The sequence below is a fragment of the Janthinobacterium sp. PSPC3-1 genome, from assembly GCF_049896105.1.
Taxonomy (GTDB): domain Bacteria; phylum Pseudomonadota; class Gammaproteobacteria; order Burkholderiales; family Burkholderiaceae_D; genus Janthinobacterium.
The window spans coordinates 182,418-196,732 of record NZ_JAFCTQ010000005.1 but is presented as its reverse complement, the minus strand read 5'-3'; the positions used below and the strand labels follow the sequence as shown (position 1 = coordinate 196,732).

The 14,315-nt window shown below is 66.2% G+C and carries 10 protein-coding genes; 8 read left to right on the top strand and 2 right to left on the bottom strand.

The genetic code is table 11. The features are described 5' to 3' along the window. Positions 1-5: 5 nt before the first annotated feature. Positions 6-2,627, bottom strand: coding sequence for a sugar-binding domain-containing protein (locus ACP7B7_RS08335; RefSeq protein ID WP_426076344.1), 2,622 nt, complete (start codon positions 2,625-2,627; stop codon positions 6-8). A 228-nt stretch (positions 2,628-2,855) separates the two neighbouring features. Here ACP7B7_RS08335 and ACP7B7_RS08330 point away from each other — a divergent pair, with 228 nt between their 5' ends. The 3 genes from ACP7B7_RS08330 (at position 2,856) to ACP7B7_RS08320 (ending at position 7,836) form a co-directional block, all read left to right on the top strand. Continuing rightward, positions 2,856-3,899 carry a helix-turn-helix transcriptional regulator gene (locus ACP7B7_RS08330; protein WP_308920719.1) on the top strand — a complete coding sequence of 348 codons (1,044 nt, stop codon included), beginning with the start codon at positions 2,856-2,858 and terminating at the stop codon, positions 3,897-3,899. Between the two features lie 152 nt (positions 3,900-4,051). Further along, positions 4,052-6,643 (top strand): bifunctional aconitate hydratase 2/2-methylisocitrate dehydratase, encoded by a 2,592-nt coding sequence (locus ACP7B7_RS08325; RefSeq protein ID WP_308920720.1) that lies wholly within the window; start codon positions 4,052-4,054, stop codon positions 6,641-6,643. Positions 6,644-6,771: 128 nt separating this feature from the next. Then, positions 6,772-7,836 (top strand): hypothetical protein, encoded by a 1,065-nt coding sequence (locus ACP7B7_RS08320; RefSeq protein WP_426076343.1) that lies wholly within the window; start codon positions 6,772-6,774, stop codon positions 7,834-7,836. A gap of 17 nt (positions 7,837-7,853) precedes the next feature. Here ACP7B7_RS08320 and ACP7B7_RS08315 read toward each other — a convergent pair whose 3' ends face one another. Beyond that, on the bottom strand, positions 7,854-9,386 hold the full coding sequence (locus ACP7B7_RS08315) for a CoA-transferase (RefSeq protein WP_426076342.1): 1,533 nt from the start codon (positions 9,384-9,386) through the stop codon (positions 7,854-7,856). A gap of 135 nt (positions 9,387-9,521) precedes the next feature. Here ACP7B7_RS08315 and ACP7B7_RS08310 point away from each other — a divergent pair, with 135 nt between their 5' ends. From ACP7B7_RS08310 to ACP7B7_RS08290, 5 genes are all read left to right on the top strand, one after another. Further along, a complete protein-coding gene (locus ACP7B7_RS08310; RefSeq protein ID WP_426076341.1) occupies positions 9,522-10,655 on the top strand; it encodes an acyl-CoA dehydrogenase family protein in 1,134 nt (377 codons plus the stop codon). Between the two features lie 2 nt (positions 10,656-10,657). Next, positions 10,658-11,428 carry a 3-ketoacyl-ACP reductase gene (locus ACP7B7_RS08305; RefSeq protein WP_426076340.1) on the top strand — a complete coding sequence of 257 codons (771 nt, stop codon included), beginning with the start codon at positions 10,658-10,660 and terminating at the stop codon, positions 11,426-11,428. Positions 11,429-11,437: 9 nt separating this feature from the next. Beyond that, a complete protein-coding gene (locus ACP7B7_RS08300) occupies positions 11,438-12,277 on the top strand; it encodes a sugar phosphate isomerase/epimerase family protein (protein ID WP_426076339.1) in 840 nt (279 codons plus the stop codon). A gap of 97 nt (positions 12,278-12,374) precedes the next feature. After that, the gene (locus ACP7B7_RS08295) at positions 12,375-13,529 is read left to right on the top strand and encodes a dihydrodipicolinate synthase family protein (RefSeq protein WP_426076395.1); all 1,155 of its coding nucleotides are present in this window, start codon (positions 12,375-12,377) and stop codon (positions 13,527-13,529) included. Positions 13,530-13,536: 7 nt separating this feature from the next. Continuing rightward, positions 13,537-14,292 carry an enoyl-CoA hydratase/isomerase family protein gene (locus ACP7B7_RS08290; RefSeq protein WP_426076338.1) on the top strand — a complete coding sequence of 252 codons (756 nt, stop codon included), beginning with the start codon at positions 13,537-13,539 and terminating at the stop codon, positions 14,290-14,292. Positions 14,293-14,315: the final 23 nt, after the last annotated feature.

The window sequence follows — 14,315 nt, the reverse complement described above, 5'->3', positions numbered from 1 at the left end:
ATGCGTCAAGCCACCGTCAGCTCCAGCTGCGCCGATCCCAGCCCGTCCGCCGTGGCGGTGACGGTGATCTTCCCTGGCGTTTTCCCGGGCCGCACATACGCCATCGCCTTGCCCTGGTAGCTATGGCGGCGGCCGCGCCGGAAGCTGTCGGCGTTGTGCGGGTTGCCGCTGCCGACGGCCGCCAGTTCGCCGCCCGTGACGGCAAAGCGGATGCGCACCACGGCGTCGGGCACCAGCCGGCCCTGGCGGTCGACCACTTTCGCCAGCACATGGGCGAGGGCGTCGCGGCTGGCCGCCAGGCTGGTCTTGTCGGCCGTCAGCAGCAACGCCGCCGGCGCGCCCGCCGTGGCGAGTTCCTTCCTGCCGATTTCGGCGCCGTTGCGGTAGGCCACGGCGCGCAGGGTACCCGCCTGATAAGCGACCCAGAACGAGGCGATGCGCTTGTGCGCGGCGGTGAGCGGCTGCGTGGCCAGCAGCGCATCGTTCAGGTACAGCTCGACCTTGTCGGCGCCCGTGTAGACATGCACGCGTAGCTGGGTAGCGGCGGCCACGTCCCAGCTCCAGCTTTCCAGTTCGTCGAACCAGCCGAAGGCGAATGCCTGCTGCTGGCGGTTGCCGGACACGGGGCGGGCCACGGCCATCTCGATCGGGCTGATGTCCCACACGGCGCGCCGGTACAGATGCTGCGGTGCGACCTGGCCGATCAGGTCGAAGTCGCCGCAGCCGGCGGCAAACCAGGGGTAGGGGCCCCACAGGCCGCTGGCCTGCTTGCCCAGGTCGCGCGACTGGCCCTGGAACGAGGTATCGGTATCGCTGTCTTTGGCGATCAGCTGCGGCACGTTCATGCCCGTCTCGCCCATGTAATCCCAGGCCGACCAGACGAAGTCGCCGATCACGAAGGGGTTGTCGGTGACCAGCTTCCAGTGGTCGTAGGCCGAGCTGGCGAAACTCTCCGACTGCATCCAGGCCTTGTTGGGCATGGCCTGGCGCGCGGCCGCAAACGACAGCTGGTAGTGGATGTCGCCCAAGTCGGTATAGGCGGCCGTGGTGGGCGCGTTGAAGGCGCCGAAGATGCCCTGCGCCGCGCCCTGCATGATGGGGCGGCTGGCGTCGATGGCGCGGGCCCGGGCGAACAGCTCCTTGCCGCGCGGCTCGGCGGCTTTTGAATCGAAGATCTCGTTGGCGATCGACCAGATGCAGACGGCGGGGCTGTTACGCGACGACAGCATCCAGCTTTCCAGGTCGCGCTGCCACCACTGCGCGAAATACAGATGATAGTCGTCCGGCGTCTTGGCCACATCCCACATGTCGACGAATTCGTTGATCAGGATGAGCCCCAGGCGGTCGGCCGCCTGCAGGAACTCCTGGCTGGGCGGATTGTGGGCGATGCGGATGGCGTTGTAGCCGCCCTGTTTCAGGATCGCCAGGCGCCAGTATTCCTGGTCGTACAGGCTGACGGCGCCCAGCGGGCCGTGATCGTGATGGACATTGCCGCCACGCAGTTTCAACGGCGCGCCGTTGAGCAGGAAGCCTTGGCCGCCGTCGACCGACACGGTGCGGATGCCGAAGGTCTCGATCATCTGGTCTGCCACGGCGCCATTGACGATCACCTGCACCACCGCCTGGTACAGCTGCGGCGTGTCCGGCGTCCAGGCCTGCGGGCTGGCCACCTTCAAGGTCAGCATGGCGTCCTTTCTTTCGCCGTCGGCCATGCCGTGCGCGTCGATATCGGTCGCCGCGACCTGCTTGCCCTGTGCGTCGAACAGCATCACCCGCAATGCCGGCGAGGCCAGGCCCCCGGAGGCATTGTGCACGGTGACCTGCGCCACGATGCTCGCCTCCGACGTGCTCAACTCGCGCGTGGTCAAGCCCACGCCGAAGCGCGGGATGCGCACGCCGCCGGTGACGGTCAGGTGGGTGTGGCGGTAGATGCCGGAGCCGGAATACCAGCGGCTGTTGTCGCCCAGATTGCGCACGCGCACGGCGACGATATTCTCGCCGGCCACCAGGTGCGGCGTCAGGTCATGGCCGAAGGCGGTGTAGCCATACGGATGAAAGCCCAGGTGCCGGCCATTGATCCACACATCGGCGTTCTGGTAGACGCCGTCGAAGGCCAGTTCCACGCGCTGGCCGGGGTTGGCCGCCACGGTGAAATGCTTGCGGTACCAGCCTTCGCCGCCGACAAAGCGGCCGGTGGCGCGGCCGCCGCCACTGAGTTGGCTGTCGAAGGGGCCGATGCGCGGCGGCGCGCGCTCGGCCAGCGCGGGGTCTTCAAAGTAGAACAGGTGCGAGGGCTGGGCGGTGGCGGCGCCGTCGTCGCTGCCACCTAGCAGGTCCTCGATGCTCCAGTCGTGCGGCAGGTCGAGCGCGCGCCAGCCCTGGTCCGCAAAGCCGGGCAGGGCGGCGGCGTCGCCGGTTTGCGCGCCGGCGGCAAACAGCCAGCCTTCGTCGAAGGAGCGCGTGCGCTGCCCCGAAAACTGCTGCGCCTCGCCCAGCGACGGCGCCGCAAAGCCGTCATCGCCGCTGCCGCAGGCGGTCAGCAAAGGCACGGCCGCCGCCGCGGCGGCCATTTGCAGGATGCGCCGCCGGTGTGGCGAGGGCAAGGGTGTGGCTGGTGGTTTTTGCATGGTCTTGTCTCCGTTTTTTATGGGTCGCAGCAGCTGGCCTGCGCCGTGTTGGGGAAAAAATCATAGCAGCGGCCACGCCCTGCCGATTGGCCGATGGTCGCGCCGCTTTGCCCTGTGGCGCGTCCTGGAAATTGTTTTTGCGGCAAGCGAAATCGTTTGACTGCGCGCGATGGGCGGCGCTATCGTGTGAGACGATATCAACGCCTGCATAACCATAAAAGAGACGACATGGCTGATAAAACGGTGTCCGCCGAGCTGGTGCGGCGTGGCATGGCGTTGGCGCTGCGCGCCGGCATCGGCGCTGAACAATTCCAGCACCTGACGGGCATCGCGCAGCACAGCGTGGTACAAACGGATGGCCGTATCGCGGGCAGCCGGTACACGGCGATGCTCAATCTGCTCGACCGCCTGCCCGAACCGGGCGACCTGGTGGTGCCCGAGGGCGATATCTGCTGGAGCGAGCCGTTCGTGACGAAAATCGCCATCGTCTCGAATGCGCCCGATCTGCTGGCGGCGTTCGAGCACTGCATCGCCTACCGGCCGCTGATCGGCGAGGTCGACGCCATGTCGTTCAAGCGGGCCGGCGACGACTTCGAGTTTGCATTCCATCTCGATGGCGAGGCGCGCACCGCGCTGATGGCCTTGAACAGCCTGAAAGGCATCGTCCAGCTGGCGCAGGTGTATAGTGGCGCCGGCCTGGCCCATCCATCGATCGAGCTGACGGGCGCCGAGCCGCCGGCCTGGCGCCGGCTGCTGCGCGGCGTGCCGTGCCCGGTGCGCTTCGGCCAGGCCCGCAACCGCCTGCGTTTCAGCGCGCCGCGCGCACAGCAACCCTTCGAGCAGCACAACCCCATGCTGTACCGGCTGTTTCGCGACAAGGCGGATGCGGACATGCGCGCGCTGCGCCGGCGCGATTCGTTTTGCGCCAGGGTCGAGGATTTCCTCGGCCAGCTGCTGCTGCGCGAGCAGCAGGGCGTCGACGCCAGCCCATGGGCGGCCCCAAGCCAGGTGTTGCTGGCAACCTGTGACCAGTTCGGCCTGTCGCGCTCGGCCCTGCACCGGCGCCTGCAGAAGGAGGGCAGCCATTTCCAGGCCATTTACACCCGCGTGCGGCTGGCCGAGGCAAAGCGGCTGCTGATGCTCGATCAGGCCTGCCTGTTTGAAATCAGCGACATGCTGGGATTTTCATCGGCCTCGGTATTGACGCGCTTCTTTTCGCAGCAGACCGGCATGACGCCCTCGCATTTCAAGGCGCGGCACTGCCCGTTTTGATGCTGGCGACCGGCGCCAGTGTGGCGATTTGGCCATTGGGTAATTTTGCTCTCATGTTATATGTCTTATATAAGACTGGTTGAGATATAATAGCGGTCGAGACCGGCGGCCAGGCGGCCGTCCCTGCAATCAACCTTGACCGAGAGTATTTCATGCTAGCTGCTTATCGCAATCACGTCGCCGAACGCGCCGCCCTTGGTATTCCTCCACTGCCGCTGTCGGCAGCCCAGACCACGGACCTGATCGAACTGCTGTTGAACCCGCCAGCCGGGGAAGAGCAGTTCCTGGTCGACCTGATCACCCACCGCGTGCCGGCCGGCGTCGATGATGCGGCCAAGGTCAAATGCGCTTTCCTGGCCAGCGTTGCCAAGGGCACGGAAACGTCGCCGCTGGTGTCGCGCGAACTGGCGACCCAGCTGCTGGGCACCATGCTGGGCGGCTTCAATATCAAGCCGATGATCGACCTGCTGGACGACCCGGTGGTGGGCGCGGTGGCGGCCGAAGGCCTGAAGAAAACCCTGCTGATGTTCGACTACTTCCATGACGTCAAGGAACTGGCCGACAAGGGCAGCGCGCGCGCCGCCGAAGTGGTGCAGTCGTGGGCCGACGCCGAGTGGTTCACCTCGCGTCCGGAAGTGCCGCAAAGCCTGACCATCACCGTGTTCAAGGTCACCGGCGAAACCAATACCGACGACCTGTCGCCGGCGCCCGACGCCACCACGCGCCCGGACATTCCGCTGCACGCGCTGGCCATGCTGAAAAACCCGCGTCCCGGCATCAATCCGGAAGAGCCGGGCAAGATCGGCCCCCTGAAGCAGCTCGAAGCCTTGAAAGCCAAGGGCCACCTGGTCGCCTACGTGGGCGACGTGGTCGGCACCGGTTCCTCGCGCAAATCGGCCACCAACTCCGTGTTGTGGTTCACCGGCGAAGACATTCCGTTCATTCCGAACAAGCGCTTCGGCGGCGTGTGCCTGGGCACCAAGATCGCCCCGATCTTCTACAACACCATGGAAGACGCCGGCGCACTGCCGATCGAACTCGATGTCACGCAAATGGAAATGGGCGACGTGGTCGAACTGCGTCCCTACGACGGCAAGGCCCTGAAAAACGGTGAGGTCATCGCCGAATTCACGGTCAAGTCCGACGTGCTGTTCGACGAGGTGCGAGCCGGTGGCCGCATTCCGCTGATCATCGGCCGCGGCCTGACCGCCAAGGCGCGCGAATCGCTGGGCCTGGGCACATCGACGCTGTTCCGCCTGCCGCAAAACCCGGCCGACAGCGGCCGTGGCTACTCGCTGGCGCAAAAAATGGTCGGCCGCGCCTGCGGCCTGCCGGAAGGCACCGGCATCCGTCCGGGCACCTACTGCGAACCGAAGATGACCACCGTCGGCTCGCAGGACACGACCGGCCCGATGACCCGCGACGAGCTGAAAGACCTGGCCTGCCTGGGCTTCTCGGCCGACCTGGTGATGCAGTCGTTCTGCCACACCGCCGCCTACCCGAAAGTGGTGGACGTCAAGATGCACCGCGAACTGCCGACCTTTATCGAAAACCGTGGCGGCGTGGCCCTGCGTCCGGGCGACGGCGTGATCCACTCGTGGCTGAACCGCCTGCTGATGCCGGATACCGTCGGCACCGGTGGCGATTCGCACACCCGTTTCCCGATCGGCATCTCGTTCCCGGCCGGTTCCGGCCTGGTGGCGTTTGCCGCCGCCACCGGCGTGATGCCGCTCGATATGCCTGAATCGGTGCTGGTGCGCTTCAAGGGCACCATGCAGCCTGGCGTGACCCTGCGCGACCTGGTCAACGCGATTCCGCTGTACGCGATCCGCCAGGGCATGCTGACGGTCGATAAAAAGGGCAAGAAGAACATCTTCTCCGGCCGCATCCTGGAAATCGAAGGCCTGCCCGACCTGAAGGTCGAACAGGCGTTCGAACTGTCCGACGCCTCGGCGGAACGCTCGGCCGCCGGCTGCACCGTGCACCTGGACAAAGCGCCGATCATCGAATACATGACCTCGAACATCACCCTGATGAAGTGGATGATCGCCAACGGCTACCTCGACCAGCGCACGCTGGAGCGCCGCATCAAGGCGATGGAAGCCTGGCTGGCCAACCCGGAACTGCTGGCGCCGGACGCCGATGCCGAATACGCCGCCGTGATCGAGATCGACCTGGCCGACATCCATGAGCCTATCGTGGCCTGCCCGAACGACCCGGACGACGTGAAAACCCTGGCCGAAGTGGCCGGTGCCAAGATCGACGACGTGTTTGTCGGTTCGTGCATGACCAATATCGGTCACTTCCGCGCCGCTTCTAAAGTGTTGGAAAACAAGACCGACATTCCGGTACGCCTGTGGATCGCGCCACCGACCAAGATGGACCAGCAGGTGCTGACGTCCGAAGGCCACTACGGCAGCCTGGGCCGCACCGGTGCGCGCATGGAAATGCCGGGCTGTTCGCTGTGCATGGGTAACCAGGCGCAGATCCGCAAGGGCGCCACGGTGATGTCGACCTCGACCCGCAACTTCCCGAACCGCCTCGGCATCGAGACCAATGTCTACCTCGGCTCGGCCGAGCTGGCCGCCGTGTGTTCCCTGCTGGGCCGCATTCCGACCCGCGCGGAATACATGTCGCATATCGGCGTGATCGCCGAGAATGCCGACGAGATCTACCGCTACATGAACTTCGACAAGATCGAAGAGTTCCGCTCGGTGGCGGACAAGGTGCAAGTCCCGGCCTAAGGCTGAGTGACTGAAGCGACCCCGGCAAGCTGGCAACGGCTTGCCGGGGTTTTTTTTGGCAACTATTCTGCGAGCAGGGCGGCGTTTTTGGGTACCATATAAAGACTGAAAAAAAGAAAGGATGACGCATGACTGTTTCGATTTCCGGCAGGCTGATTGAGCGCGCGGCCCAGCTGTCCGATCGCGCAAGAATGGTGCTGGGTCTGATCGATGGCGGCCAGCCATGGTTGGACTGGGCCTGCACCAGTCCGATGGCTCACTATCACTTTGTCGATGAACTCACGCTGCTGGCCGAGGTGCAGAAGGGTTTGCACTCCGCAAGCCTGGTATTTTTGCCGCGCGCTGGTTTGTCGATCAGTCCGCTCAAACTGATGAGCCTGGAAACAGACACGCTGCGCCTCCTGGCGCGGGGGGAATCGGGCGATACCATCGAACGGCATGCAGCAGAGCTGGGTCATGCGCTGCAAACGGATCAGCTGCTGACCAACGATCAGCTGGCCAGCACCAATGGCTTTCTTGAATCGCTGGGCGTCGGGCAGGCTTCGCTGTTCAAGCTGCAGGACCTGAATGACCGCCTTGCCTTGTTCACCTTGATGTCATCCCGCAGCGATGCCGTGGCCGGGTTGGCATTGCATGCCGAGGCTGCCGCTTTTGCCGTGCAACAGGCACGTACCGTGCCGCAGTTTTGCGACTATTATCAGTTTTTCCTGCTGACTGTTGGAACCAGTAAGGTTCCGGATGCCGAGCCGGCAGTGCGTGCGCAAATGGCCGAGGCGGCGCTGTATCGCTTGCTGCCCCTGATTTTTGGCCGGCTCGATGGCCTGCAACTGTCCGCGTCGCCGTTGCAGGACCGTGAGCTGATGTCCGCCATCTGGCAATGGCAGGCGGGCGGACGATCGGTCGGCTTTCCCAATGTGTCGCAAGCGGCCTTGCAGATGGTGGCGCATGGCGGCTATCGTGGCGAGGAAAGTCCCGCTGCGATTGTTCGCCTGGTCGACGCTTATCTGGGGCAGGCCAATGCCTTGCTGGTGAAAGGGCGCATTAGCGCGCAGAGCGTGGGACAGGATGGCGCGAGCCTGCGTTATACCGTTGAAGACGCGACACATCAGGCGCAGCTTGAAGTCAGCCCCGAGCGCATGGTGTACCTGCGCGGTTTCGCGCCTCTTCCGCCGGCAGCGCAGCCGGCGGACTGACCCGGCCGCGCCTGGCATCAGCTGGCCTGCTGCTCGCTGGCCAGCCGCTGCGCCATCGGCGCCGACAGCGTTACCGCAAACGGCATGCGCCGCAAAATATCGCGTTCGATCATGATGCCCTCGGGCGCGTCGACCAGCTGCAGGCCGTCCGGCATGAGCTGGAACACGGCGCGCTCGGTCACATACAGCACGGTCTGCCCGTCGGCGCGCGCGCGCCGGCCGCTGAAGGTGATGTGGCGCACCTGTGCTACCAGTTTCGGTATCGCGCCCGGCGTGACGATGCTGACCTTGCCGTCGTGCTGCGCCACCTGCAGTCCCTTTGCCTCGAAGGCGCCGCAGAACACCACTTTTTTTGCCCCTTGCGTGATGTCGACAAAGCCGCCCGGGCCGACGATGTCGGCGCCCAGCCACGAGGCGTTCACATTGCCCTGCGCGTCCATCTCTCCCATGCCCAGAAAGGCGATATCGATGCCGCCGCCGCTGAAAAAGTCGAACTGGTCGGTCGACTTGACGATGGCGCTGGCATGGCGGGTGGCGCCGAACAGATGGCCGGGCAGCAGCTCGCCGTTGTGTGGTCCCTGCTCGATGACGGTCCAGGCGATATCCGTGCCTTGCGCGGCGGCGATGGCGGGAATGCCGTCCGGGATGCCGAAGCCGAAATTGACGCAGGCGCCGGCCGTCAGTTCCTCGCTGGCGCGCCGCGCGATCAGATAGCGCAGGCCGTCGGGTAGCGTTTGCGCGGCGCGCTCTGGCGGCGCCGGCAACTGGCCGCTGATGGCCGGATCGTAGGGCGAGCCGGTGGTCTGGCATTGCTGCGGGTTGACGCAGATGCGGTCGACCAGGATGCCGGGAATGGCGACGTCGCGCGCCGGCGAGATCGGCGCGTCGAGCGCGTCGCGCACCTGGGCAAACACGCGCCCGCCGCTGTTGTGGGCAGCCATGGCGGCGGCAAACGCGTCCATGTCGGACGGTTCCTCGCGCTGAGTCAGGTTGCCCTGCGGGTCGGCGGCCGTGCCGCGTATCACGGCGAAATCGACCTTGAACGGTTTGTACCACAGCAGTTCCTTGCCGCCCAAAGTCACCACTTCGACGATGTCGTCGGCGGCGCGGCTGTTGCACTTGCCGCCGCCATGGCGCGGATCGGCAAAGGTGTCGAGGCCGATATGCGTCACCAGGCCATGGCGTCCGGCGCCGATCTCGCGCAGCAGGGTCTGGATCACGCCCGCCGGCAGGGTGTAGGCGGCGATCGCATTGTCGTGCGCCAGTTGCTGCATGCGCTTGGACCAGGTCCAGTGGCCGCCGATCACGCGGCTGACCATGCCCTCGTGGGCAAAGCGGTTGATGCCGGACGCGATGCCGTCACCGATGCCCAGCGCGTGCACCAGGGTCAGGTCGCGCGGATGGCCGGTGTCCAGGAAGCGCCGTTCGATCGCCGCGCAGATCATGTCCGCCTCGACCAAGCCGCCGCCCGAACCGCTCAATACCACCAGGGCGCCATCGAAAATGGCGTCGGCCATCGCCGCCGCCTCGCACCATGCTGCTGTCTTCATCTTGTCTGTCTCCTTGAATTAAACGTGTCGAGATCGCTTGCCAAATCCCGCAACTTGAAGAATAATGATATAACTAGTTAGTTATTTACGCAAGCAGCCAGAAACTCTGGCGAGTACAACAACAGGAGACCCAGCATGAATTTGTCCACCGAACACCAGCAAGTGGCTGACATGACGCGCCGCTTTGCCAATGAAGTGATACGCCCGCAGGCCGAACGGCTCGATCACGAAGAAGCGTTTGCCGGCGAAATCTACCGCGAAATGGGCGAGATCGGCCTGTTCGGCATCGCCGTGCCCGAGCAGTATGGCGGCGCCGGCCTCGACTGCCTGGCCTACAGCCTGGTGATGGAGGAACTGAGTCGCGGCTACGCCTCGGTGGCCGACCAGTGCGGCCTGGTCGAACTGCTGACCACCTTGCTCACGCAGCACGGCACGGAAGACCAGAAGCAGCGCTGGATCGTGCCGCTGGTGCGCGCGCAGCAGCGCGGCGCCTACTGCATCACGGAAGCGGGCGCCGGCTCCGATGTATCGGGCATCAAGACCACGGCCGTGCGCCACGGTGATGGCTGGCTGCTGAACGGCACCAAGCTGTGGATCCATAACGCGCCGGTGGCCGACGTGGCGCTGGTGCTGGCGCGCACCGACCCGGCTGCCGGCAAGCGCGGCATGAGCATCTTTATCGTCGACTGCCACAGCGCCGGCGTGGCGCGCGGGCCGAAGGAACACAAGCTGGGCCAGCGTTCGTCGCAGGTGGGCGAGCTGCACTTCAAGGATGTGGTGCTGCCGGCGGACGCGCTGCTGGGCACCGAGGGCCGGGGCTTTCACATGATGATGAGCGTGTTGGAAAAAGGCCGCATCGGCATCGCCGCGCTGGCCGTCGGCATCGTGCAGGCGGGCCTGGAAGCGTGCGTCGAACAGGTCAAGATACGCCAGCAGTTCGGCCAGGCCATCGCCGAATTCCAGGCCATCCAGTTCATGCTGGCCGACATGGCCAAGGACGCCGAGGCGGCGCGCCTGCTGGTGCGCTCGGCGGCGATGAAGATCGACGCCGGCCTGGACGCCACCGCCGCCTCGTCGATGGCCAAGTGCTACGCCAGCGACGCGGCCGTGGCGCAAAGCTCGAATGCGATCCAGATTTTTGGGGGCAGCGGCTATATCCGCGGCTATGAGGTGGAGCGCCTGTACCGCGACGCCAAGATCACGCAGATCTACGAGGGCACCAACCAGATCCAGCGCGTGATCATCGCGCGCAACTTGCTGAAGGCCTGACCATGACCAACAAGACCGCCATCGTCACCGGCGCCTCGCGCGGGATCGGTCGCGCCACGGCGCTGGGCCTGGCCGCCGACGGCTTCGATATCGCCGCCATCGCCTATAACGACGCCGAGGCGCTGGCAACGCTGCAGGCCGAGGTGGCGCAACTGGGCCGCCGCTGCCTGGTGTTCGACCACGATATCGCCGACCTGGCCGCGCTGCCGGCCGTGCTCGACGCCATCGAAGGGCAGCTGGGCGCCATCGACTGCCTGGTCAATAACGCGGGCGTGTCGGTGCTGCGGCGCGGCGACCTGCTGGACGTGGCCGAAGACAGCTACGACCGCTGCTTCGAGGTCAATACGCGCGCCACTTTCTTTCTGACGCAGGCCGTCGCAAAACGCATGCTGGCGTGCGCCGCCCGCGAAGAGGTCCACCGCAGCATCGTCTTTGTCACCTCGTCGAATGCGCAGGCGGCCAGCGTCGAGCGCGGCGAGTACTGCATGTCGAAGACGGCGCTGCACATGGCCGCGCGCCTGTTCGCGATCCGCCTGGCCGGCGAGGGCATCGGCGCCTACGAGGTGCAGCCGGGCCTGATTTTGACCGAGATGACGGCGCCGTCGAAGGCCAAGTATGACGCCCTGATCGCTCAGGGCATGACGGTGGCGCCGCGCTGGGGCATGCCGGCCGACGTGGCGCGCGTGATACGCACCATGGCCGGCGGCCTCTTGCCGTACACGGTGGCGCAGGAAGTGCGCGTCGACGGCGGCCTGCTGCTGCAGCGCTTCTAAGGAGAAGCCATGTCGCCGCTGAATATCAAGGACTGCTGCATCAATACCGCCACCCTGGGCTTTCGCGAACCGCTGGCGGTCAGCGCGCGGCGCATCGCCGATGCCGGTTTCGGCCATATCACGCCGTGGCGCCAGGAAGTCGACGAGCTTGACCCCGAGCGGGCCGCCGCCGCCATCCGCGCCGCCGGCCTGCAAACGGGCGCCTATTGCCGCACCATGTATTTCACGGCGCCCGATGCGGCGGGCCGGCAGGCCGCCATCGATTCGAACGCGCAGGCGCTGCGCACGGCCGCCGTGCTGGGCGCGCCCTACCTGGTGGCGGTGGTGGGCGGGCTGGCGGCGGGCAGCCGCGATATCGAAGACGCCCGCCGGCAGATACGCGACGGCCTGGCCGCGCTGCTGCCCGTGATGCGCGAGACGGGCGTGCGCATTGCGCTCGAACCGCTGCACCCGGTGTACGCGGCCGACCGCAGCGTGCTCAATACCATCGACCAGGCCGTGGACTGGTGCGAGGCGCTCGACCCGCAAGGGGAGGGCTGGTTCGGCGTGGCGGTCGACGCCTACCATGTGTGGTGGGACCCGCAGCTGTGCCCGGCGCTTGCGCGCGCCGGCAAGCGCATCATGGGGCTGCATGTCTGCGACTGGCGGCTGGACACGCGCGACCCCTTGCAGGACCGGGGCATGATGGGTGACGGCGTGATCGACCTGCGTGCCATGCGTGGCGCGGTGCGGCGCGCGGGCTATGCCGGCCCGGTGGAAGTGGAGATTTTTTCGCGGCTGGACTGGTGGCAGCGCCCCCCCGGCGAGGTGCTGGCCGCCTGCCGCGAGCGGCTGGAAAGCGTGTGCTGAAGACGCTTGCCAAATTGGCGCACTGCTGTAGAATTCAAGTAACTAACTAGATCGTTATATGGCGTCAGCCTGAAAACGCAAACCAGACACTGGAGACATTGTGGCAGAAATTCTCTTACCCGGCCCGGATGGCCGCCTGCAGTCCCATATATTGAGCGGCACGCCCTGGAGCGCGCCGGCCGCGCCCGCGCAACCGTTCAACCGCATCGTGCTGTCGGCCGCCCATATTGTCGCCGACCCGCTGGCCGATGGCGACGCCATCGACTGGGAGGCGACCCTCGCTTACCGCCACTACCTGGCCGGCATGGGCCTGGGTATCGCCGAAGCGATGGACACGGCCCAGCGCGGCATGGGCCTGGACTGGAGCACGGCGCTGGAACTGATACGCCGCACCCGCGCCAGTCTGGGCGACGACAGCGTACCGGTCTTCAACGGCTGCGGCACCGACCACCTGGACCCGGCCGCCACGCACACGCTGGACGACGTCATCGGCGCCTACAAGCAGCAGATCGACGCCATCGAACAGGCGGGCGGCCGCCTGATCCTGATGGCCAGCCGCGCGCTGGCACGGGTAGCGAAAACCCCGGACGATTATCTGCGGGTCTACCGCCAGGTGCTGGCGCATGCGGGCCAGCCGGTGGTGCTGCACTGGCTGGGCGACATGTTCGACCCGGAGCTGGACGGCTACTGGGGCACGAGCGAGCTGACGGCGGCGCGCGATATCGCGCTGGAAGTCATACGCGAGTCGGCCCCGAAAGTCGACGGCATCAAGATCTCGCTGCTCGACGCGCAGCGCGAGATCGACATGCGCCGGCTGTTGCCGGCCGGCGTGAAGATGTACACCGGCGACGACTTCAATTATCCCGAGCTGATCGCCGGCGACGAGCACGGCTACTCGCATGCGCTGCTCGGCATTTTCGACGCCATCGCGCCGGCGGCGGCCCATGCGCTGGCGGCGCTGGCCCAGGGCAATCGCGAACGCTTTCTTGACATTCTGGCGCCCACCGTGCCGCTGTCGCGCCATATTTTCAAGGCGCCCACGCGCTACTACAAGACGGGCGTGGTGTTCCTGGCCTACCTGAACGGCCATCAGCAGCACATGAAGATGCTGGCCGGCCACCAGGCCATGCGCGCCTTGCCGTATTTCGCCGACACCTTCCGCCTGGCCGATGCGGCCGGCCTGCTGCGCGATCCGGACGACGCGGTGGCGCGCATGCGGCGCTTTATGTCCTTCTATGGCGTTGGCGCCTGAGGCGGCCATGGGTACCGTGCATGCGCGGCGCGACGGCGCGCTGCTGACGCTGACCCTGGACCATCCGGGCAAGGCCAATGCGCTGGACTTTGCCATGCTGCGCGAGTTCGAGCGCCAGCTCGGCATCGTCGAGCAGGACCCCGGCGTGCGCGTGGTGCTGTTGCGCGGCACGCCAGGCGGCACCTTTTCCTCGGGCGCCGACGTGCGCGACTGGGGGCCGCTGCCGCCGCGGCAGTTCGCGCACGACTGGATCGATTTCGGCAACCGCCTGTTCGACCGTTTCGAGCGCCTGCGCTGCCCGACGGTGGCGGCCATTGAGGGCGTGTGTTTCGGCGGCGGCCTGGAACTGGCCCTGTGCGCCGACCTGCACGTGGCCAGCAGCGGCGCCACCTTCCGCTTTCCCGAAGTGGGCATCGGCGCGATTCCCGGCTGGCAGGGCGGCGTGCGGCTGGCGCGCCTGGCGGGCCGGGGCAGGGCGCTGGAAGCGGTGCTGAGCCTGTGCACTCTCGATGCCGCGCGGGCCGAGCGCTGGGGCCTGCTCAACGCCGTCTGGGACGGCGCCGCGTTCGAGCAGGAACTGGCCGCGCTGGCCGCGCGCCTGGCGGCGGTGTCGCCGCATGCGGCGGCGCTGGCCAAGGAGGCGATTTTGTGGAGCGCCGAGCCGGGCGAATTCCATGCGGCCGCCGGCGCCGAGATCAAGGGCAGCATTGATGCCGCCATCGGCCTGCAAGCTTTCCGCGACAAATGCAAGCCTGTATTCTAGTCAAAAAAAATAGTCAATAACAA